Source organism: Micromonospora sp. NPDC005161 (genome assembly GCF_053599855.1).
Window position 1 is genome coordinate 68,632 of record NZ_JBSFYQ010000016.1, and the last position, 19,982, is coordinate 88,613.

At 71.0% G+C, this 19,982-nt stretch carries 15 protein-coding genes; 10 read left to right on the forward strand and 5 right to left on the reverse strand.

Features of this window, described 5'->3' with window-relative positions; all coding sequences use genetic code 11:
* Positions 1-658 precede the first annotated feature (658 nt).
* From ACWD5O_RS17560 to ACWD5O_RS17595, 8 genes are all read left to right on the forward strand, one after another.
* A complete protein-coding gene (locus tag ACWD5O_RS17560; protein ID WP_450085983.1) occupies positions 659-1,708 on the forward strand; it encodes a LacI family DNA-binding transcriptional regulator in 1,050 nt (349 codons plus the stop codon).
* 85 nt (positions 1,709-1,793) lie between these two features.
* Positions 1,794-3,098 carry an ABC transporter substrate-binding protein gene (locus ACWD5O_RS17565; RefSeq protein WP_450085936.1) on the forward strand — a complete coding sequence of 435 codons (1,305 nt, stop codon included), beginning with the start codon at positions 1,794-1,796 and terminating at the stop codon, positions 3,096-3,098.
* 67 nt (positions 3,099-3,165) lie between these two features.
* The gene (locus ACWD5O_RS17570; protein WP_450085937.1) at positions 3,166-4,134 is read left to right on the forward strand and encodes a carbohydrate ABC transporter permease; all 969 of its coding nucleotides are present in this window, start codon (positions 3,166-3,168) and stop codon (positions 4,132-4,134) included.
* Position 4,135: 1 nt separating this feature from the next.
* Positions 4,136-5,035: a carbohydrate ABC transporter permease gene (locus tag ACWD5O_RS17575; RefSeq protein WP_450085938.1), complete on the forward strand. Its 900-nt coding sequence runs from the start codon at positions 4,136-4,138 to the stop codon at positions 5,033-5,035.
* Positions 5,032-7,272: an alpha-xylosidase gene (gene yicI / locus ACWD5O_RS17580; protein WP_450085939.1), complete on the forward strand. Its 2,241-nt coding sequence runs from the start codon at positions 5,032-5,034 to the stop codon at positions 7,270-7,272. Before ACWD5O_RS17575 ends, yicI begins: the two co-directional genes overlap by 4 nt.
* A complete protein-coding gene (locus tag ACWD5O_RS17585; protein ID WP_450085940.1) occupies positions 7,269-8,678 on the forward strand; it encodes a GH1 family beta-glucosidase in 1,410 nt (469 codons plus the stop codon). Before yicI ends, ACWD5O_RS17585 begins: the two co-directional genes overlap by 4 nt.
* Positions 8,679-8,751: 73 nt before the next feature.
* Positions 8,752-9,708, forward strand: coding sequence for a GlxA family transcriptional regulator (locus ACWD5O_RS17590; protein ID WP_450085941.1), 957 nt, complete (start codon positions 8,752-8,754; stop codon positions 9,706-9,708).
* A 43-nt stretch (positions 9,709-9,751) separates the two neighbouring features.
* A complete protein-coding gene (locus ACWD5O_RS17595) occupies positions 9,752-10,399 on the forward strand; it encodes a DJ-1/PfpI family protein (protein ID WP_450085942.1) in 648 nt (215 codons plus the stop codon).
* A gap of 19 nt (positions 10,400-10,418) precedes the next feature.
* Here the strand turns inward: ACWD5O_RS17595 and ACWD5O_RS17600 are convergent, their stop codons facing one another.
* Positions 10,419-11,012 carry a nucleotidyltransferase family protein gene (locus ACWD5O_RS17600; protein ID WP_450085943.1) on the reverse strand — a complete coding sequence of 198 codons (594 nt, stop codon included), beginning with the start codon at positions 11,010-11,012 and terminating at the stop codon, positions 10,419-10,421.
* Positions 11,013-11,153: 141 nt separating this feature from the next.
* Positions 11,154-12,860, reverse strand: a complete 1,707-nt coding sequence (locus tag ACWD5O_RS17605; protein ID WP_450085984.1) for a bifunctional 3'-5' exonuclease/DNA polymerase — start codon at positions 12,858-12,860, stop codon at positions 11,154-11,156.
* 139 nt (positions 12,861-12,999) lie between these two features.
* Here ACWD5O_RS17605 and ACWD5O_RS17610 point away from each other — a divergent pair, with 139 nt between their 5' ends.
* Both ACWD5O_RS17610 and ACWD5O_RS17615 read left to right on the forward strand, forming a co-directional pair.
* Positions 13,000-14,769: an ABC transporter ATP-binding protein gene (locus ACWD5O_RS17610; RefSeq protein WP_450085944.1), complete on the forward strand. Its 1,770-nt coding sequence runs from the start codon at positions 13,000-13,002 to the stop codon at positions 14,767-14,769.
* A complete protein-coding gene (locus tag ACWD5O_RS17615) occupies positions 14,766-16,517 on the forward strand; it encodes an ABC transporter ATP-binding protein (protein ID WP_450085945.1) in 1,752 nt (583 codons plus the stop codon). Before ACWD5O_RS17610 ends, ACWD5O_RS17615 begins: the two co-directional genes overlap by 4 nt.
* A gap of 156 nt (positions 16,518-16,673) precedes the next feature.
* Here ACWD5O_RS17615 and ACWD5O_RS17620 read toward each other — a convergent pair whose 3' ends face one another.
* From ACWD5O_RS17620 to ngcE, 3 genes are read right to left on the reverse strand one after another with little or no spacing between them, the layout of a single operon-like run.
* The gene (locus ACWD5O_RS17620) at positions 16,674-17,603 is read right to left on the reverse strand and encodes a carbohydrate ABC transporter permease (RefSeq protein ID WP_354967535.1); all 930 of its coding nucleotides are present in this window, start codon (positions 17,601-17,603) and stop codon (positions 16,674-16,676) included.
* Positions 17,603-18,511 carry a carbohydrate ABC transporter permease gene (locus ACWD5O_RS17625; RefSeq protein WP_354967534.1) on the reverse strand — a complete coding sequence of 303 codons (909 nt, stop codon included), beginning with the start codon at positions 18,509-18,511 and terminating at the stop codon, positions 17,603-17,605. Before ACWD5O_RS17625 ends, ACWD5O_RS17620 begins: the two co-directional genes overlap by 1 nt.
* A 16-nt stretch (positions 18,512-18,527) precedes the next feature.
* A complete protein-coding gene (gene ngcE / locus ACWD5O_RS17630; protein ID WP_354967533.1) occupies positions 18,528-19,964 on the reverse strand; it encodes an N-acetylglucosamine/diacetylchitobiose ABC transporter substrate-binding protein in 1,437 nt (478 codons plus the stop codon).
* Positions 19,965-19,982 lie beyond the last annotated feature (18 nt).

Consider the following 19,982-nt stretch of genomic DNA (forward strand, 5'->3'; position numbering starts at 1 on the left):
TCCCAGCTCCCAGCTCCCAGCTCCCAGCTCCCAGCTCCCAGCTCCCAGCTCCCAGCTCCCAGCTCCCAGCTCCCAGCTCCCAGCTCCCAGCTCCCAGCTCCCAGGATTGTGCTGGATCCCTCGGGATGTTGCGCGATCCGGCGGGCCGGCCGGGGTCCCTCCGTTGCCTTTGCTCTGCTTCAACGACCGCAACACCCACTGTCCGGATACCGGACGGCAGGTGTTGCGTGGAGTGAAGCAGAGCAAAGGCGGCCACAGACCACCCGTTGGCCGGGGCCGGGGCCGAAGCCGGGGGCCGGGGCCGAAGCCGGGGGCCGGGGCTGAAGCCGGGGGCCGGGGCTGAAGCCGGGGGCCGGGGCCGAAGCCGGGGGCCGGGGCCGAAGCTACAAGGCCGCCGGGCACAGGACGCCGCAGGACGCCGGGCAGGACGCGGGACGCGCGGCGACGGGCCCGGCTAGCGGGCCAGGTGCAGGGCACGCGGCGGGCCAGGTGCGGGCTGCCGAGGACGGCCCGCGGGGCAGCGGCGTCTTTTCGACATCGGGTATTGACGTCGCCGTAACAGGTGGCCTAGCGTCTGTCGAAACGCTTCGTCGAAACGCTTCGACGATCATTCGGGAGCGATCCCACGCCGGGCCGGAGGAGGTGCGCGGTGGCCACCATGCACGACGTCGCCCGCCTCGCTCGGGTCTCGGTCAGCACCGTGTCGTACGTGCTCACCGGCACCCGACCGATCTCCCAGGCCACCCGGGACAAGGTGCTTGCGGCGATGGCCGAACTCGACTACCAGCCCAACGCGATGGCCCGTGGCCTGGCCAGCCGGCGCAGCCGGATCCTCGGTCTGCTGATGCCGATGGACGAGCGTGGCCTGGGCGCGACCGAGACGGCCTTCGTCACCGGCGCCGCCGCCGCGGCCAGCGCGGCCGGCTACCACCTGGTGCTCTCCCCCGTCGGCGGCGGCGACCTCGACGACCTGCGGCGGCTGGCCAGCCAGCGGATGCTCGACGGGGTCGTGCTGATGGAGGTGCAGCTCGCCGACGAGCGGGTCACCGTCCTGCGGGACGCCGGCGTCCCGCTGGTGTTGATCGGCCGCACCGGCGACACCAGCGGGCTCTCCTATGTCGACATCGACTTCGAGCAGACCGTGCGGGAGGCCGTCGCCCACCTGGTCGGCCTGGGCCATCGGAGCATCGTCTACGTCAACCACTCGGCCGCCACCCTGGCCAGCGGCTACGGCCCAGCCTTGCGCACCCGGGACGCCTTCGTCGCGGCGATGACCGGCCACGGCCTGGAACCGTTGATGATCCCGGCCGAGGACAGCGCCGCCGGTGGGCGGGCGGCTCTGGCCGCCGCGTTCGCGCAGGCTCCGGAGCTGACCGCCGTTCTGGCCATGAACGAGACCGCGATCTTCGGCATCCTCGGCGAGCTGACCGGTCGGGGCCTCTCGGTGCCCGACGACGTCTCGGTCGTCTCGATGGTCACCTCGCCGCAGGTCGCCAAGCTGGCCACCCCGGCGCTGACCGCGATGACCTCGCCCGGCTCGGCCCTGGGGCGGATCGCGATCGAGGCGCTGCTGCGCCACCTGGACGGTCCCGGCGACGGGCGCCACCAGCAACTGCTGCCATGCGCGTTGGAGATCCGGGGATCGACCGCCGTGCCACGACGGCCCGCACCGGACGCACCTCGGCGGTCGCCGATCGGCGGGGGCTGACCAGCGAAAACGGCCCGCCGCCGCGCGGCAACGCGACGACGGGCCCAGTGAAGTACCGGCTAGATACTCAACGAGGAGGATAGCAATGCAGCGATTCCGCCGGATCGTCGCCGCGATCGCCCTGGCGGCGACCGCGACGACCACCGTGGCCGCGTGCGGCGGTGGTGACAGCGGGGACGACAGCGGGGCCAAGACCCTCAAGCTCTGGCACTACGAGAGCGCCAACAGTGCCATGGGGGTCGCCTGGGACCGGGCGATCGAGATCTTCAAGGCCGAGCACCCGGGCGTCGAGGTGCGCTTCGAGCGCAAGGCGTTCGAGCAGATCCAGCAGAACGCCGGGATGATCATCAACTCGTCCGAAGGCCCGGACATCATGGAGTACAACAAGGGCAACGCGACCGCCGGCCTGCTCTCCTCCCAGGGCCTGCTCACCGACCTGAGCGCCGAGGTCGACAAGCGCGGCTGGGCCGGCAAGCTCAGCCCCAGCCTGCAGACCACCGCCCGCTACAGCGACAAGGGCGTGATGGGCTCGGGCAACTGGTTCGGCGTGCCGAACTACGGCGAGTACGTCACGGTCTACTACAACAAGGACCTCTTCGACAGGTACGGCGTGAAGGTGCCGACCAGCATGGCGGAGATGACCGCCGCGATGGACACCTTTGTCGGCAAGGGCGTCGCCCCGCTGGGCATGGCCGGCGCCGAGTACCCGGCCGGTCAGCTCTTCTACCAGCTGGCGCTGGCCAAGGCGGACCGGCAGTTCGTCGACAACTACCAGCTCTACAAGAACCCGGTGGACTTCAAGGCCGACCCGCTGAAGTACGGCGCGGACACCTTCGCCGACTGGGTGCGGAAGGGTTACGTCGCGAAGAACTCGGCGAGCCTGAAGGCCGAGGACATGGGCACCGCGTTCATCGGCGGCAAAACCCCCATGATCGTCTCCGGTAGCTGGTGGTACGGCCGGTTCAAGGCCGAGATGAAGGCCAACTGGGACACCTTCCTCTTCCCCGGCAACACCCTGCACGCCGGCTCGTCCGGCAACCTCTGGGTGGTCCCGGAATCCAGCAAGGCCAAGGGCCTGGCGTACGACTTCATCGACATCACCCTGCGTCCGGAGATCCAGGACCTGATCGGCAACAACGGTGGCGTCCCGGTGGCCGGTGACCCGGCGAAGATCAGCGACCCCAAGGACCGGAAGTTGATCGAGGACTTCAACACGGTCAGCAAGCAGGACGGCCTGGCCTTCTACCCGGACTGGCCGGTTCCCGGCTACTACGACGTGCTGGTCTCCGGCTTCCAGGGCCTGATCAACGGCTCCAAGTCGCCCGACCAGGTCCTCGACTCGATCGCCGGGCCGTACGCCGACGGCGTCAAGGAGATCACCGGCAAGTGACACGGCGAGCGGCGGGCGTGACCGGCACGACCGGAGCGCCCGCCCGCTCCACCGGGAAGGATCTTCGATGGCAGTCTCCGAGACCGTCGCCGCCCCGCACCCGCCGGCGACCCCGACCCAGCCCCCACCAGGCCGCGGACGTCGCGGCCGCAACGCGGCGTACGGGCTCTATCTGCTCCCCGGAGCGGTGCTCTTCATCCTGGTCATCGGCGCACCGCTGGTCGGCACCGGCTACCTGTCGCTGACCAAGTGGTCCGGGGTGGGCGACCCCACCTGGGTCGGCCTGGACAACTACCAGCAGTTGCTGCACGACGAGGTGTTCTGGGCGTCGTTCCGGAACACCGTCGCGATGCTCGTCGCGATGGTGGTGGTGCCGACCCTGCTCGGGCTGGTGCTCGCCTCGGTGCTCTTCGACGTCATCGGCCGGCGGTTCCGGCCGCGCACCGCCGCCGCGCTGCGGGCCGCGTTCTACCTCCCGCAGGTGCTGCCCGTCGTGGTGGCCGGCATCGTCTGGGGCTGGATCCTGCGCCCCGACGGCGCGTTCAACAGCCTCCTCGACGCGGTGGGTCTCGGCGCGCTCCGGCACGACTGGCTCGGCGACCCGGACACCGCGCTGCCCGCCGTGATGGCGGTGATGATCTGGGTGCAGATCGGCTACCCGGTGGTCGTCTTCATGGCGGCGCTGCAACGGGTCGACCCGGAGCTGTACGAGGCGGCCGAGGTCGACGGCGCGAACTGGGCCCACCGGTTCCGGGCGATCACTCTTCCGCAGATCCGGCCGGAGACCTTCGTGGTGGCCCTGACCTGCACCATCGCGGCGTTGAAGGTGTTCGGGCCGATCTTCGCCCTGACCCGGGGCGGCCCGGAGAACGCCACCAACGTGCCGTCCTACTTCGCGTACTACACGTTCTTCAAGAAGCTCCAGGTCGGCTACGGCTCCGCGATCTCCACGGTGCTCACACTGATCATCATCGTGGTGGCCGTGGTCTTCATCTGGATGCAGGCCCGCAGCGAGCGCCGGGATCGGGGGTTCTGAGATGGCCGTAACGCCCATCCCGGCCGAGGGCTCGGTGCTGGTGGCACCACGCCAGACCCGTCCGGGCCGCGACCGGCACCGCCGCGGCACCGCCCGCTGGGTGGTGCTCGCCGTGGTCACGATCGCCGCGCTCGCCATGCTGGTGCCGTTCGCGTTCATGCTGCTCAACGCGTTCAAGTCGCCCGGTGACTACTCCAACGGTGGTCCGCTGAGCTGGCCGACGGAGTTCTACACCAAGGGTCTGCGGACGTACTGGACCACGGTGAACTTCCCGCTGAAGCTGTGGAACTCGGCGCTCATCGCCGGTTCGGTGGCGGTGCTCGGCGTCGTCGTCTCGCTGCTCAACGCGTACGCCCTGGGCATCGGCCGGGTCCGCGGCCGGCTCTGGATCGTCGGGCTCTTCCTGCTGGCCAACATGCTGCCGCAGGAGGCGCTGATCTACCCGCTCTACTACGTGGCAAAGGAGATCGGCCTCTACAACACCCGACTCTCGGTGATCATCATCTTCACCGTGATCCAGAGCGCGTTCGGCACCTACCTGCTCGCCTCGGTGCTGAGCACGTTCCCGCGCTCGCTGCTGGAGGCCGCCTCGCTGGACGGGGCCGGCAAGTGGACGGTGCTGTGGCGGGTGGTCTTTCCCAACCTGCGGCCCACCCTCGCGGTGCTGCTCATCTTCTTCTTCATCTGGACCTGGAACGAGTTCCTGATCCCGCTGGTCATGCTGATCGACAACCAGACGCAGACCATTCCGGTCGCGCTCGCGTCGTTGCAGGGCGACCGCCTGATGGACGCCCCGACCACCAACGCCGGCTCGCTGATCAGCCTGGTGCCGGCCATCCTCTTCTTCCTCATCTTCCAGCGCACTCTGGCGCGCGGCATCACGGCAGGAGCCGAGAAGTGAAGTTCACCGACGGGTACTGGCAACTGCGCCCCGGCGTCAGCGTGCTGCGCCCCGGCACAGTGGAATCGGTCGAGCCGGACGAGCGCGGCTTCACCGTCTTCGCGCCGGCCGGCCAGATCACCGGGCGCGGCGACACCCTCAACCGGCCCGTGGTCACCGTCCGGTTCTTCTCCCCCGCCCCGGGTGTCGTCGGCGTGACCATCGGCCACCACAGCGGCGGTCTGCCCCGCGAGCCCCACTTCGGGCTGGCCACCGACGACGAGCATCCGGTGACCGTCGACATCACCGGGATCAGCGCGTCGCTGACCACCGGCGAGTTGACCGCCCGGGTCGCGCTCATCGACGGGTGGCGGGTCGACTTCCTGCACGGCGACCGGCTGGTCACCGCGTCCACCGGGCGCAGCGTCGGCGTCGTCACCGACGGCGAGGGCCGCCGGCACGTGCACGAACGGCTCGCCCTCGGCGTCGGCGAGACGGTGTACGGGCTGGGCGAGCGGTTCGGCCCGTTCGTGAAGAACGGCCAGACCGTGGACATCTGGAACGCCGACGGGGGCACCGCCAGCGAGCAGGCGTACAAGAACGTGCCGTTCTACCTCAGCAGCGCCGGCTACGGGGTGTTCGTGGACCACCCCGAGCATGTGTCGTTCGAGGTCGGCTCGGAGGTCGTCACGCAGGCCCAGTTCAGCGTCGAGGGGCAGTCGCTCACCTACTACGTCATCGACGGGCCCACCCCGAAGGACGTGCTGCGCCGCTACACCGCGCTGACCGGCCGTCCGGCCCGGGTCCCGGCCTGGTCGTACGGGCTGTGGCTGTCCACGTCGTTCACCACCTCGTACGACGAGAAGACGGTGACGGAGTTCGTCGACGGGATGGCCGAGCGGGACCTGCCGCTGTCGGTGTTCCACTTCGACTGCTTCTGGATGCGCCAGTTCCACTGGGTCGACTTCGTCTGGGACCCGGCGACCTTCCCGGACCCGGAGGGGATGCTGCGCCGGCTGCACGAGCGTGACCTGAAGGTGTGCGTCTGGATCAACCCGTACATCGCGCAGCGTTCGTACCTGTTCGAGGAGGGCCGGCAGGCCGGCTACCTGGTGCGCAACCCGGACGGGTCGGTCTGGCAGTGGGACAAGTGGCAGGCCGGCATGGCGCTGGTCGACTTCACCAACCCGGACGCGGTCCGCTGGTTCACCGGCAAGCTCAAGGTGCTGCTGGACATGGGCGTCGACTGCTTCAAGACCGACTTCGGTGAGCGCATCCCGACCGACGTGGTGTGGCACGACGGCTCGGACCCGCAGCGGATGCACAACTACTACTCGTACCTCTACAACAAGGCGGTCTTCGAGCTGCTGGAGGCCGAGCGTGGGGAGGGTGAGGCGGTGCTGTTCGCCCGCTCGGCCACCACCGGGGGGCAGCAGTTCCCGGTGCACTGGGGCGGCGACTGCGAGTCGACGTTCGTGGCGATGGCCGAGTCGCTGCGCGGCGGGCTGTCCCTGGCGGCGTCCGGCTTCGGCTACTGGAGCCACGACATCGGCGGCTTCGAGGGCACCCCAGACCCGGCCGTGTTCAAGCGGTGGATCGCCTTCGGGCTGCTGTCCTCGCACTCCCGGCTGCACGGCTCCGGCTCGTACCGGGTGCCGTGGGCGTACGACGACGAGGCCGTCGACGTGCTGCGGCACTTCACCCGGCTCAAGCTCAGCCTGATGCCGTACCTGGCGGCCGCGGCGCAGGAGGCGCACCGCGACGGCATCCCGATGATGCGGCCGATGATCCTGGAGTTCCCGGACGACCCGAGCGCCGCGCACCTGGACCGGCAGTACATGCTCGGCTCCGACGTGCTGGTCGCGCCCGTGCTCAGCGCCGACGGGGAGGTCACCTTCTACGTGCCCGCCGGCACCTGGACGCACCTGGTGACCGGCGCGCAGCTCACCGGGCCGGCGTGGGTCACCGAGAAGCACGAGTTCGACAGCGTGCCGGTGCTCGCCCGGCCGGGTGCGATCATCCCGTTCGGGGCGCGCTCGGACCGGCCCGACTACGACTGGGCCGACGGCGTGCAACTGCGGCTCTACACACCGGCCGAGGGGCAACGCCAACGGGTACGCATACCGGCGCCCGGGGGCGGGCCCGGCGCGGAGTTCGAGGTGAGCTTCCACGACGGGGTGGCCACCGCCGAGCTGGTGGCGGGCGCCTCGTCGGCGTACCACTGCGTGGTGGCCGGCACGGAGGTGGCGGCGCGATGATGTCACGTACCTTCCCGGAGAGCTTCGTCTGGGGCTCGGCCACGGCGGCGTACCAGATCGAGGGCGCGGCCACCGAGGACGGGCGCGGGCCGTCCATCTGGGACACCTACAGCCACACTCCCGGCCGGACCTTCAACGGCGACACCGGCGACGTGGCCGCCGACCACTACCACCGCTGGCAGCAGGACCTGGACCACATCGCCGAACTGGGCCTGGGCGCGTACCGGTTCTCCATCTCGTGGCCGCGCGTGCAGCCGGGTGGCTCCGGCCGCTTCAACCAGGCCGGCCTGGACTTCTACTCCCGGCTGGTGGACGGGCTGCTGGAGCGCGGCGTTCGCCCGGTCGCCACGATGTACCACTGGGACCTGCCGCAGGAGCTGGAGGACGCCGGCGGATGGCCGGTGCGGGAGACCGCGCTGCGCTTCGAGGAGTACGCCGCCGGCGTCGTCGCCGCGCTCGGCGACCGGGTGCACACCTGGACCACGCTGAACGAGCCGTGGTGCTCGGCGTACCTGGGCTACGCCTCCGGCGTGCACGCGCCGGGGCGCACCGAACCGGCGGCGGCGCTGGCCGCGGTGCACCACCTCAACCTGGCGCACGGCCTGGCCGGGCGGGTGGTCCGCGAGCTGGCGCCGGCGGCCGAGCTCTCGGTGACGCTGAACCTGCACGTGATCCGGCCGGAGTCGGACTCGCCGGCGGACGCCGACGCGGTGCGGCGCATCGACGCGCTGGCCAACCGGTCGTTCCTCGGGCCGATGCTCGGCGGGGCGTACCCGGCGGACCTGCTGGCCGACACGGCGAGCGTCACCGACTGGTCGTTCGTCCGCGACGGCGACGAGAAGGTGGCCGCCGTCCCGCTGGACATGCTCGGCGTCAACTACTACTCCAGCACCCTGGTCCGGGCCTGGGACGGGCACTCGGCCCGCTCGGACGCCGACGGTCACGGCGCTTCGGCGCACTCACCGTGGGTCGGCTCCGACGACGTCGACTTCCTGCCTCAGCCCGGCCCGTACACGGCGATGGGCTGGAACATCGACCCCGCCGCGCTGACCGGGCTGCTGCTGCGGCTGCGCCACGAGTACCCCGGTCAGCCCTTAATGATCACCGAGAACGGCGCGGCGTTCGACGACGTCGTGTCGGCCGACGGCACGGTGCACGACGAGCGGCGCGTCGACTACCTGCGCCGGCACATCGCCGCCGTGGCGGATGCCCGCGAGCAGGGCGCCGACGTTCGGGGCTACTTCGTCTGGTCGCTGCTGGACAACTTCGAGTGGGGCTACGGCTACGACCGGCGGTTCGGGATCATCCGGGTCGACTACGACACCCAGGAGCGCACCTGGAAGGACAGCGCGCACTGGTACCGGCGTCTGGTCGAGACCGGGACGCCGGACCAGCCGGCGGACTGACCACGGCCGAGGTGTCACTATCCGTGGGTATGACGTCATGGCGCCACGGTGGTCCCGCCTGCAGACTGGGACCATGGCCGAGCCCGTCACCGTCGTCGCCTTTCCGGGCGTGCAGTCCCTCGATGTCACCGGTCCGTGGGAGGTCCTGGCGGGGGCGAATCGGCACCGGGCGGCACGCGGAGGGCGTCCCGCATACGACCTGAGGCTGGTGGGCGCGGAGGCCGAGGTGGCGTCCGAGAGCGGCCTCGTCCTGGCGGCCGACGCGCTCGGAGAACCGGTCCGGGCCGGCACCCTCGTCGTGCCCGGTGGCCGCACGGCGGCGGCCGAGGATGCGCACGCCGATCTCGTCGCCTGGTTGGCAGCATGCCGCCCCACGCGGTTGTTGTCCGTCTGCTCCGGGGCGTTCCTGTGCGCGCGGGCCGGGTTGCTCAGTGGTCGCAGGGTGGCCACCCACTGGTCCGTGTCCCGGGACCTCGGTCGGCGGTTTCCCGACGTCACCGTCGACCACGACGCCCTCTACGTGCACGACGGCCCGGTGTGGACCTCCGGTGGGGTCACATCAGGAATCGACCTGGCACTGGCCGTCGTGGCCGCCGATCACGGAGCACGAGTCGCCCAGGAAATCGCCCGCTGGCTCGTGATGTTTCTGCACCGCCCCGGACACCAGGCCCAGCTCTCCGGCCCGGTGTGGTTGGAACGCGCCACCGAGAAGCGGATAGCCGCCGCCCAACGGGCCATCGACGCCGATCCGGCCGCGACACACCAGGTCGACGACCTTGCCGCGCAGTTCGCCATGTCGCCCCGGCACTTCCAGCGCCTGTTCGCACGTGAGACGGGCCTCACCGTCGGTCGTTACCTCACCGAGCTTCGCCTGGAGACCGCCAAACGCCTGCTGGTGCAGTCCGACCTCGGCCTCGACACGGTGGCGGCCAAGGCGGGACTCGGATCCGCCGAGTCGCTCCGACGCGTGTTCGGTGAACGACTCGGCACGACCCCGGGCGCATTTCGCGCGCGCTTCTCGACCCTCTGACCGCGGACACCTTGCTCATCCCTCCCGACCGGAAGGACCTCCGATGACCCATGTCGTCATTCCGCTCTACGAGCGTTTCACCGCGTTGGACGCCATCGGCGTCTACCAGCCACTGGCCCTCACCCCGGGCATTGACGTGGTCCTGGTCGCCGAACGCCCCGGTCCCGTCCGGGACGACTGCGGGATGATCTCCCTCGTGGCCGAGTCCGCGCTTGACGACGTCGAAGCGACCGACGTTCTCATCGTCCCGGGCGGGCCGGGGACCATTCCGGCTCTCACCGGGCCTCTGCCGGCCTGGATCAGGCGGATCCACGACACGACGACGTGGACGACGTCCGTGTGCTCCGGCTCGATCCTCCTGGGGGCCGCCGGCCTGCTGCGGGGACGACGGAGCACCAGCCACTACCTCGCGGCGCAGGAGCTGATCCGCTTCGGCGCCGAACCGGCAGACCAGCGGATCGTCGAGGAACCGGACGCACACATCATCACGGCCGCCGGAATGTCCAGTGGCATCGACATGGGGCTGAGACTCGTCGAACTCCTCACCGACCGGACGACCGCGGAGGCCGTCCAGCTCTGGATGGAGTACGACCCACAACCGCCGTTCGACAGCGGCCACCCCTCCCGCGCGACCCCCGAGGTGGTCGCACGGGCGGCGGCGTACGACAGCGCGGCCAGAGTGGCGCGGTGACCTGCCGGTCACCGACCCCCTAGACCCCGACCCGCTGCGGCGGGACGGTCAGGCCGTAGAGCGCCATCAGCTCCGGGGTGTCGACCCGGCTGCCGTCGGCCACCGAGTCGCACCCGATGTCGACGATCTGGTCCTTGTGCGCCAGCAGGTACGGTCGGGCGCCCACGTCGGCGCTGGCCAGCGTGGCGATGCCGGGCCAGTGCCGGCGACCGAAGAGCATCGGGTAGCCGCGCAGCCCGTCGTAGGTGGCGCAGACCAGCACGTCCGGGTACGGCAGTGCGGCCACTCGCCGGACAGCGGCGGCGGTCAGGCCCGGCATGTCGACCGGGACCACCACCACTGCCTCGATTCCCTCGTCCTCCATGGCGGCCAGGCCGGCGCGGATGGACGAGCCGACCCCGGTGCCCCACGCTTTGTTGATGACCACCGTGGCCCTGTCCAGGTCGGCGGTTTCCCGGACCTGGTCGGCGGCGGCACCCAGTACGACCACGATCTGCTCGCAGCCCGCCTCGGTCATCGTGTCGATCATCTGGTTGACCAGGGGCTTCTCCCCCTGGTGCAGCAGCGCCTCGGGACCACCGATGCGGCGCCCCCCGCCCGCGGCGATGATCATTCCTGCGATCCGGTTCAGCTGGGCCCCCTCCACCGTGGAGCGGACCGGGCACGGCGGCACCCGGTCCGTCCCGTCCTACGGACACCGGATGCAACGAGTGCGGCAGGCCTCGGGTAGCGGGGCAAATAGGAAAATCGTCCGCTATGCCGCGTCGGCGTAGCAGTCGACGATGGACAGATCCAGCGGAAATCGCACCGGAGTGTCACCGAACAGCAGCGCGGTGGCCCGCTCACCGCTGCGCCCGACCGCCTCCGCCACCGCCTCGGCCTGTGCCGCCGGACAGTGCACGACCACCTCGTCGTGCTGAAAGAAGACCAACTCGGCGTCGGTGCCGGCAAGCTCGGTGCGCAGCGTGGCCAGCAGCGTCGAGGCCCACTCCGCGGCGGTGGCCTGGATGACGAAGTTGCGGGTGAAGCGCCCCCGCGACCGGGCGGCGCGGGCCCGGGGACTCTGCGGGTCGGCCACGCCATCGGGGTCGGTCGCCCCGTCCGGGTCGCCGAACCCGGCCGAGCCGGGCGGGCAGGTGCGCCCCAGCCACGAGCGCACCAGCCCGCCCGCCTCACCCGTGCGCGCCGCCGCCTCGACGTAGCCGAACGCCGTCGGGTAGCTGCGCTTCAGCACCGCCAGCGCGGGCACCGCCGCCCCGCCGGTCTGCCCGTACATCGCGCCGAGCAGGGCCACCTTTGCCCGGGCCCGATCACCGGCGAAGGCGTCCCGGGCGAGGGCGGCGTACAGGTCACCGGCCCCACCCGCCTCCGCCAACCGGACGTCACCGGACACCGCCGCCAGCACCCGGGGCTCCAACTGGCCGGCGTCGGCCACCACCAACCGCCGGCCCGGGTCGGCCACCACCGCCCGGCGGATCACCTTCGGGATCTGCAACGCGCCACCGCCCCGGGTGGCCCAGCGGCCCGAGACCACCCCGCCCGGGACGTACTCCGACTGGAACCGCCCGTCGCGAACCCACTGCTCGCGCCAGGACCAGCCGTGCGCCGTCCAGATCCGGTAGAGCTCCTTGTATTCCAGCACCAGCGGCACCGCCGGATGGTCCACCCCGCGCAGCACCCAGGCCCGGGTGTTGGGCAGCTCCACCCCAACCCGGGCGAACGCCTTCAGCAGCTCCGCCGGGGAGTCGGCGTGCAGCTGGCGGACGCCGAACGCGTCGGCGATCCGGGCGGCCAGCTCGGCCAGCCGGCGCGGCGGGCCGCCGACCGGTGACGGCTCACCGAGCAGCTCGGCGAGGATCGCATCGTGCACCTCGGCCCGCCACGGCAGCCCGACGACACCCATCTCCACCGCGATCAGCGCGCCGGCCGACTCGGCGGCCACCAGCAGCCGGAACCGACCCGGATGCTCGGTGACGGCGACCCGGGCGACCTGGTCGGCGTACACCCGGGTCAGGGCGTCGACCCCCGGGCCCGGCGGGCCGGGCAGCGCGTCGAAGAGCGCCCCCTGCCCGTGCCCCGGCGGCGCGGCCGGGCGCGGCGGCGGGTCGGGTGGCACCGGCGCACCGCTGAGCCGGGCCCAGGCGGCGGCGAACGAACGCGGCTCACCCCAGCGGCCGGCGTGGCCGAGCAGCAGAGCCTCGGTCAGCTCCACGTCATGGCAACGCTCGACGCGCACCCCGGCCCGCAGCAACGCCGGATAGACCGCGCCGGCGGTCGGCCAGACCCAGCGCGGACGCTCGGCGGCCTCCCGCGCCGCCACCGCCGCGGCCAGGTCGGTGACGACCTCGGTCGGACCGGTGGGTTGGCCGGCGGCGTCCAGCGGGCGCAGCTCTCCCCCACCCCGCTCATCCGCCACCACCGCCACCAGCACAGATGCGATTCTGCCTCGCCCCTGTGACAGGAACGGAAAGGTGCCCTTCCTTACATCTCGGCGCGTGCCGACAAACGGGTCGATGGGTCGTGAAAGGGCTCGGTAGCGTGGCCGGGTGCCCCCGCAGATTCCGCATTCCGATCCTGGCACTCCGGACACCGGGGGTCCGATGCGGTACCTCTGGTGGCTGGTCCGCCGCCAGCCCTGGCGGGTGCTGCGCGGAAGCCTGCTCGGGACGGCCTGGATGATCGGGCTGTCGGTCCGGCCCTACCTGATCGCCCGCGCCGTCGACGACGGGCTGCGCGCGGGCGACACCCAGGCCCTGGCGTTCTGGGTGGCGGCGATCCTCGTCGCGGGTGCGGGGCTGTCGTACCTGGGCATCATGCGGCACCGCACCATGACCTTCATCCGGGAGGACGCCAAGGCCCGCTCGGCCGCCGTCGTGCTGCGGCAGCTGTCCCGGATCGGCGCGGTGCTGCCGCGCCGGGTCGCCGCCGGCGAGGTGGCCACCATCGGCGGCTCCGACATCGACTGGTCGGCGCAGGTGCTCACGCTGACCGGGCCGGGGGTCGGCGCGATCGTCGCGTACGCGGTCATCGCCGTGGTGCTCTGGTCGATCTCCCCGGTGCTCGCGCTCTGCATCCTGGTGGGAGTGCCCGCCGTCGGGCTGGTCGTCGGTCCGCTACTACGCCGCCTGGAGCGGGCCGAAACGGTCTACCGGAAGCAGCAGGGCGCGCTCACCGCCCGATCCGGCGACATCGTGGCCGGGCTACGGGTGCTCGCCGGGGTAGGCGGTCGGGACCTGTTCGCCCGCCGGTACGCGGCCAGATCCCGCGACCTGCTCGCCGAGGGCTACCGGGTCGGCGCGGTCAACAGCTGGATCGACGCGGCGACCGTCGCCATCCCCGGGCTGTTCCTGGCGGCGGTGGTGTGGCTGACGGCCCGGATGGCGGTGGCCGGTGATGTCACGATCGGTGAGCTGGTCGCCGTCTACGGCTACGTGGCGACCCTGATCGTGCCGGTCTGGTTCCTGCTCGAAGGCAGCCACCAACTGATCCGCGGCCGGGTCGCCGCCCGGCGGATCGTCGCCCTGCTCAAGCTGACCCCGGACGACGTCGGCGGCCCGCGCAGCGCACCGGATCGTCGGGATGGCGTTCCGGATCGACGCCGCCGGGACGTCGTCTCCGCTCCGGAGCACCCCGCGGACCTGCACGACCCGGTGACCGGGCTGACCGTTCCCGTCGGCCGGCTGACCGGCGTGGCCGCCGACGATCCTTCGGCGGCGCTGGCCCTGGCCGACCGGCTCGGCCGGTACGTGGCCAGCGAATCCACCTGGGGCGGCGTGCCGCTGACCGGGATCGCCCTGGACGAGGTCCGCGCGCGCATCGTGGTCGCCGATCACGACTCGTACCTGTTCCCCGGCACGCTGCGGGAGGTCCTGCTCTCCCGAACCGAGTCCGACGACGACCGGCTGAACGACGACGACGACGACCGGATCAGCGCGGCTCTGCGGGCCGCGTCGGCCGAGGACATCGTCGATGCGCTGCCGGCCGGGCTGGACACCGTGATCGACGCCCGGGCCCGGACGCTCTCCGGCGGCCAGCGCCAACGGGTACGCCTGGCCCGGGCGCTGCTCGCCGAGCCGGAGGTGCTGATCCTCCTCGACCCCACGTCGGCCGTGGACGCGCACACCGAGGCGCGGATCGCCGAACGGCTACGGGTCGCGCGAGCCGGCCGCACGACGGTCGTGCTCGCCACCTCGCCGCTGCTGCTCAGCCGGACCGACCTCGTCGCGCACCTGCGTGCGGGCCGGATCGTCGCCACCGGCACCCACACCGACCTGCTCCACCAGGACCCCGGCTACCGGCACCTGGTGGCCCGGGACAGCGCCGATCCCGACGTGGACCGACCCGCCGACGCCGAGGGGGCCTATCCGTGAGCCGACTGCCGGTGGCGGACCGCAGGACGGTACGCCGGGCACTGCGGGACCTGATCGGCCGGCACCGACGCTCCGTCGGCGCCGTGCTGGCGCTGCACGGCGCCGCCGCGGTCGCCGGGCTGGCCCCGCCGTGGCTGCTGGGCACCATCGTCGACCGGGTCAGCGCGGGTGCGAGCGTGACCACGGTGGACCGCCTGGCCCTGGCGATCGGCGGGTGCGTCCTGGTGAGCGCGCTGCTCTCCCGGTACGCGCAGTACGCCGGCCACCGGTTCGGGGAGCGGGCCGTCGCCGAGTTGCGCGAGGAGTTCGTCGACAGGACGCTCGGGCTGCCCGTCTCGGTCGTCGAGCGGGCCGGCTCCGGGGACCTGGCGACCCGCAGTTCCGTCGACGTGTCGACGGTCGGCACCACGGTCCGGGACGTGGTGCCCACCATGGTCATCGCCTCGGTGCAGCTGACGCTGCTGTTCGGGGCGGTCTTCCTGCTGCACCCGCTGCTCGGGCTGGCGGCGCTGGCCGGGCTGCCGTCGATCTGGGCGGTGACCCGCTGGTACCTGCGGCGGGCCAGCTCCGCGTACCTCGCCGAGGGCGCGGCGGCCGCGGAGCTGACCGAGACGCTGACCACCACCGCCGAGGGCGCCCGCACGGTCGAGGCGCTGCGGCTGGCCGACGACCGGATCCGGCACGGCACCACCCGCATCACCCGGGTGTGGCGGGCCCGGCGGGCGACCCTCGCGCTGCGTACGGTGTTCTTCAGCGTGGTGGAGGCCAGCTATCCGCTACCCGTCGCCATGGTCCTGCTCGTCGGCGGGTATCTGCTCGCCGAGGAGATGGTGTCGCTCGGCGCGGTGGTCGCCGCCGCGCTCTACCTGCAGCAGGCGATCGATCCGCTGGACCGGCTGCTGCAGTGGACCGAGCAGGCGCAGCGCGGCTTCGCGTCGTTCGCCCGGGTGCTCGGCGTCGGGCTGGTTCCGCCCGAGCCGCCCGGCACGGTCGCCACGTCACGGGGAGAGCGACTCGTCGTGCGCGAGGCGCGGTTCTCGTACGGCGGGGGGCGCGACGTGCTGCACGGCATCGACCTGGAGGTGCGGCCCGGGGAGCGGCTGGCCGTCGTCGGCCCGTCGGGGGCCGGCAAGTCCACCCTGGCCCGGCTGCTCGCCGGGATCGACGCGCCGCGCCGCGGCGTCGTCAGCATCGGTGGCTGCCCGGTGACCGACCTCGACCCGGCCGAGCGTCGTCGCCGGATCGCCCTGGTCACCCAGGAACACCACGTTTTCATCGGTTCGCTACGCGACAATCTCGCCTTCGCCGCCCCGGACGCCTCCGACGAGCAGATGCGCTCCGCGCTGGTCACGGTGGGCGCCGACTGGCACGCCGACCTGCCCGACGGCCTGGACACCGCGCTCGGGGACGGGGCCCGGCAGCTCGGCGCCGCCGAGGCGCAGCAACTGGCGCTGGCCCGGTTGGTGCTCGCCGACCCGCACACGCTGATCCTGGACGAGGCGACCGCCGCGCTCGACCCGACGACCGCCCGGCGTACCGAGCGGGCGTTGGCCGCCGTGCTCGTCGGGCGGACCGTCATCGCCATCGCGCACCGGCTGAACACCGCGCACGACGCCGACCGGGTCGCCGTCCTGGCCGACGGCCGGATCACCGAGATCGGCAGCCACGACGAGCTGGTGGCGGCCGACGGGGCGTACGCCGCGCTGTGGCACTCCTGGCACGCCCACGCCGACGACCACCCGAGGTGAAAGGAAGGGCACCTTTTTAACGCCTCCGGTAGAGGAAGGGCCCCTTATTAACAAACCCCCCGCAGCACGCGCAGGCGCTGGAGTCGGCACCGGCCGAGGAGGTGTTGTTAATAGGGGGCCCTTCCTATGCACCAGGCGTTAAGAAGGCGCCCTTCCTTACTTCACGGCGCCGGAGGTGAGGCCGGCCTGGATCTGACGCTGGAAGATCGCGTACACGATGATCATCGGGAGGATCGCGATGGTCAGCGCGGCGAACAACCCGGACCAGTCCGCCTCGTAGCCGGCGTTGACCGAGATGTCCGCGATGCCCTGGGTGAGCACCCACTTGTCCTTCGCGTTGGAGAGCAGCACCAGGGGAAGTTGGTACTGCGCCCACTGACCGATGATGTTGAAGATCGCCACGCTGATCAGACCCGGCTTCGCCATCGGCATCATGACCTGGAAGAACAGCCGCGTGTGCCCGCAGCCGTCGATCAGCCCCGCCTCCGCCACCGACGACGGCAGCGTCTTGAAGAACGCGGCCAGGAAGAAGATCGTGAACGGCAGCGAGTACGCGATGTAGACCAGCACCACCCCGGTGTGGGTGTCCAGCAGGCCCAGGTTCTTCACCACGAAGAAGAGCGGCACCAGGGCCAGGAAGACCGGGAAGGCCAACCCGGAGACGAAGAGGTAGTAGATCGCCCGGTTGCCCCAGAACTTGTACCGGGCCAGCACGTACGCCGCCATCGAGCCGAGCAGCATGGTGCCGAAGGTGCTGCAGGTGACCACAATGACGCTGTTGAGGAAGTACCGGCCGACGTGCGCCTTGGTCCAGGCCCGGCCGAAGTTTTCCCAGCGCAGCTCCGCCGGGAGCGTCCACGGGCTGCTGAAGATCTCGGTCGTGTTCTTGAACGCGGCGAGGAACGTCCAGAGGATCGGCACGATCACGATCACCGCCCACACGGCGAGCGCGATGTGCCCCAGGCCGGCGAAGAGCCGTGCCTCCGAGCGGGGGCTCTTCGACCCTCGTCCACCGGGGGCGCCCGGGTCGCCGGTCTTCGGCGGTAGCGCCGCCGGCGTCGGGGGCAGCGTCGACTGCGGGTTCATCAGTACTCCACGCTTTCCCGCTTGGTGAGCCGCAGCGTCAGCGCCGCGAACGTGAGGGTCAGGAAGAAGAGCGCCACACCCATCGCGGAGGCGTAGCCGTATTTCGAGTAGACGAACGCGTTGCGGTAGATCTCCATGGCCAGCACCGTGGTGGCGCCGTCCGGGCCGCCACCGTCCACGGAGAGCACCGCGACGATGGCGAACGCGTCGAACGCCGCGATGCCCAGGTAGACCCAGGCGACCTGGAGGGTGTCCCAGAGCAGCGGCAGGGTGACCCGGAAGAACAGGGTCACCTTGGTCGCCCCGTCCATCTCGGCGGCCTCGTAGATCTCACCCGGGATGGAGGCCATCCCGGCCGAGAAGAGCACCACGTAGAAGCCGACCGCCTGCCAGACCAGCACCCCGATGATCGACCAGAGGGCCAGGTTCGGCCGGACCAGGAAGAGCACCGGATCGAAGCCGAGCTTCATCAGTACGCCGTTGATCAGGCCGGACTCGTTGGGCCGGTAGACCATCTGGAACAGCACCGCGATGATGGCCACCGCCAGGACCTGGGGGAAGAAGAACACCACCCGGTAGAACTTCGCCCCCCAGACCCCCTGGCGTTGCCCACCGCTGCTCTTCCCGCCCACGTTGAGCAGGAACGAGAAGAACAGCGCGATAGCAATGGTGATCAGCGGCAGGGCAAGCAGCAGTACGCCGTGGTGCTGGACCGCCTTCCAGAAGCTGCCGTCGTCGAGCAGCCTCCGGTAGTTGTCGAAGCCCACCCACTGCGGGGCGGAGAGCCCCCTCCAGTTGGTCATCGAGATCTGGAACGCCTGCGCGTACGGCGCGATGACGAAGACCACGTACAGCGTGACCGGGGCGAACAGGAACCCGATCACGAACGGATACTTGCCGTGCCGCATGACCCCTACGCTCCGATCAGCGCTTGAACTTGGTGACGGAGCTGTCCTTCTTGATCGCGTCGGCGCGCTTCTGGATCCGCTCCACGAAGGCGTCCGCCTTGATCCGGCCGAACATCAGCTCGTTGGTGGCGGTACGCGCCTCCGTGTCGAGCTCCTTGTACCAGCCGTCGAAGTACAGGTTGAACACATCCTGGCCGGCCGCCTTGAGCGCGGCCTGCGAGCTGGCCACACCGGGCGGGAAGGCGAAGCCCTCCGAGCCGGCGGTGACCACGGTCGGGGCCTTGACCACCTCGGTGAAGCCCTTCGCGCCCGCCGTGGACAGCATCTGGCGCATGTACTCCAGGCCGCCCTTGGGGTTCTTGCTCTTCGCCGAGACGAAGTAGCCCTCACCCGCGGTGGCCCGCAGCGCCGTGGCCGGCAGCTTGTCCGAGGCGGACATGCTCGGCACCGGCATGAGCTGGTACTCGAAGCCGGCCGGCGTGTCCTTCTTCTGCTCGCCCTCCAGCCAGTCACCGCTGGGGTACATGGCCACCTTGTACTGGTTCTGCCGCAGCTGCACGTCGGTGTGCTTGAGCCCCTCGAAGCTCTTGTCGCTGAACTTCGCCCCGACCTCGGCCCACGCGGTGGCAGCCTGCTTGACCGCGTCCTGCTGCCAGGCGCCGTCCTCCAGGTTGTCGATGTTCTTCAGCACGTCCGTGCCGCCGATCTTGGCGGCGTGGGTGAGGATCACGTTCCACTGGTAGTAGGCCGCGTTCGCCCCGGCGTAGCCGTACGGCGTGATGCCCTTGGCCTTGATGGCCGTGAGCAGGGTGATGAACTCGTCCCAGTTCTTCGCCGGCGCCCAGCCGTTGTCCTTAAACAGCTTGCCGGAGTACCAGATGCCGAAGACGGTGGAGACGTAGTACAGGACGAACGGCTTGCCGTTGAACGAGCCCGCCTCGATGGTGCCGGGCACCACGGTGTCGCGGACCTTCTTGGCCGGGTCGTCGACCGACGGCGCGTCCCACAGCTCGGTGAGGTCCTGGAGCTGACCGTCGGCGACCAGCGCGCCGAAGTCCATCAGCTTCTCGCCCGAGTTGTTCACGAACTCCGGCGGGTTGCCGGAGGCGAAACGCGGCTGGAGCACGGTGGAGACGGCCTGGGTGGCCTGGTGCTTGACCTCCGCCTTGGGGAACGCCTTCTTGTAGAGCGGCTCGTGCACGTCGGTGGCGTACTTCTCGCCGTAGCCGCCGTTGAAGATGACCACCTCGATCGGGGCGTCCTCCTTGACACCCAGCGGGTTGGTCGCGCTCTTGGTGCCGCCGGAGACCTGCTCGTTCTTCTCGTCGCCACCGCTGGTGGCGCAGGCGCTGAGCAGGCCGATGGCCGGAGTGGCGAGCATGCCCACGGCGGCGGCGCGGCGCAACACCGTACGGCGGTCAAGTTCGGCCGGGTGCTCGGGGGTAATCGACATCGTCGTCTCTCCTTGTGG

Excerpts from the sequence above, each read along its gene's own strand:
- ACWD5O_RS17570 (WP_450085937.1), top strand. The coding sequence starts at position 3,166 with ATGGCAGTCTCCGAGACCGTCGCCGCCCCGCACCCGCCGGCGACCCCG.
- ACWD5O_RS17560 (WP_450085983.1), top strand. The coding sequence starts at position 659 with ATGCACGACGTCGCCCGCCTCGCTCGGGTCTCGGTCAGCACCGTGTCG.
- ACWD5O_RS17565 (WP_450085936.1), top strand. The coding sequence starts at position 1,794 with ATGCAGCGATTCCGCCGGATCGTCGCCGCGATCGCCCTGGCGGCGACC.
- ngcE (WP_354967533.1), bottom strand. The coding sequence starts at position 19,964 with ATGTCGATTACCCCCGAGCACCCGGCCGAACTTGACCGCCGTACGGTG.
- ACWD5O_RS17600 (WP_450085943.1), bottom strand. The coding sequence starts at position 11,012 with ATGATCATCGCCGCGGGCGGGGGGCGCCGCATCGGTGGTCCCGAGGCG.
- ACWD5O_RS17625 (WP_354967534.1), bottom strand. The coding sequence starts at position 18,511 with ATGCGGCACGGCAAGTATCCGTTCGTGATCGGGTTCCTGTTCGCCCCG.
- ACWD5O_RS17620 (WP_354967535.1), bottom strand. The coding sequence starts at position 17,603 with ATGAACCCGCAGTCGACGCTGCCCCCGACGCCGGCGGCGCTACCGCCG.
- ACWD5O_RS17595 (WP_450085942.1), top strand. The coding sequence starts at position 9,752 with ATGACCCATGTCGTCATTCCGCTCTACGAGCGTTTCACCGCGTTGGAC.
- ACWD5O_RS17575 (WP_450085938.1), top strand. The coding sequence starts at position 4,136 with ATGGCCGTAACGCCCATCCCGGCCGAGGGCTCGGTGCTGGTGGCACCA.
- ACWD5O_RS17585 (WP_450085940.1), top strand. The coding sequence starts at position 7,269 with ATGATGTCACGTACCTTCCCGGAGAGCTTCGTCTGGGGCTCGGCCACG.
- ACWD5O_RS17590 (WP_450085941.1), top strand. The coding sequence starts at position 8,752 with ATGGCCGAGCCCGTCACCGTCGTCGCCTTTCCGGGCGTGCAGTCCCTC.
- ACWD5O_RS17610 (WP_450085944.1), top strand. The coding sequence starts at position 13,000 with ATGCGGTACCTCTGGTGGCTGGTCCGCCGCCAGCCCTGGCGGGTGCTG.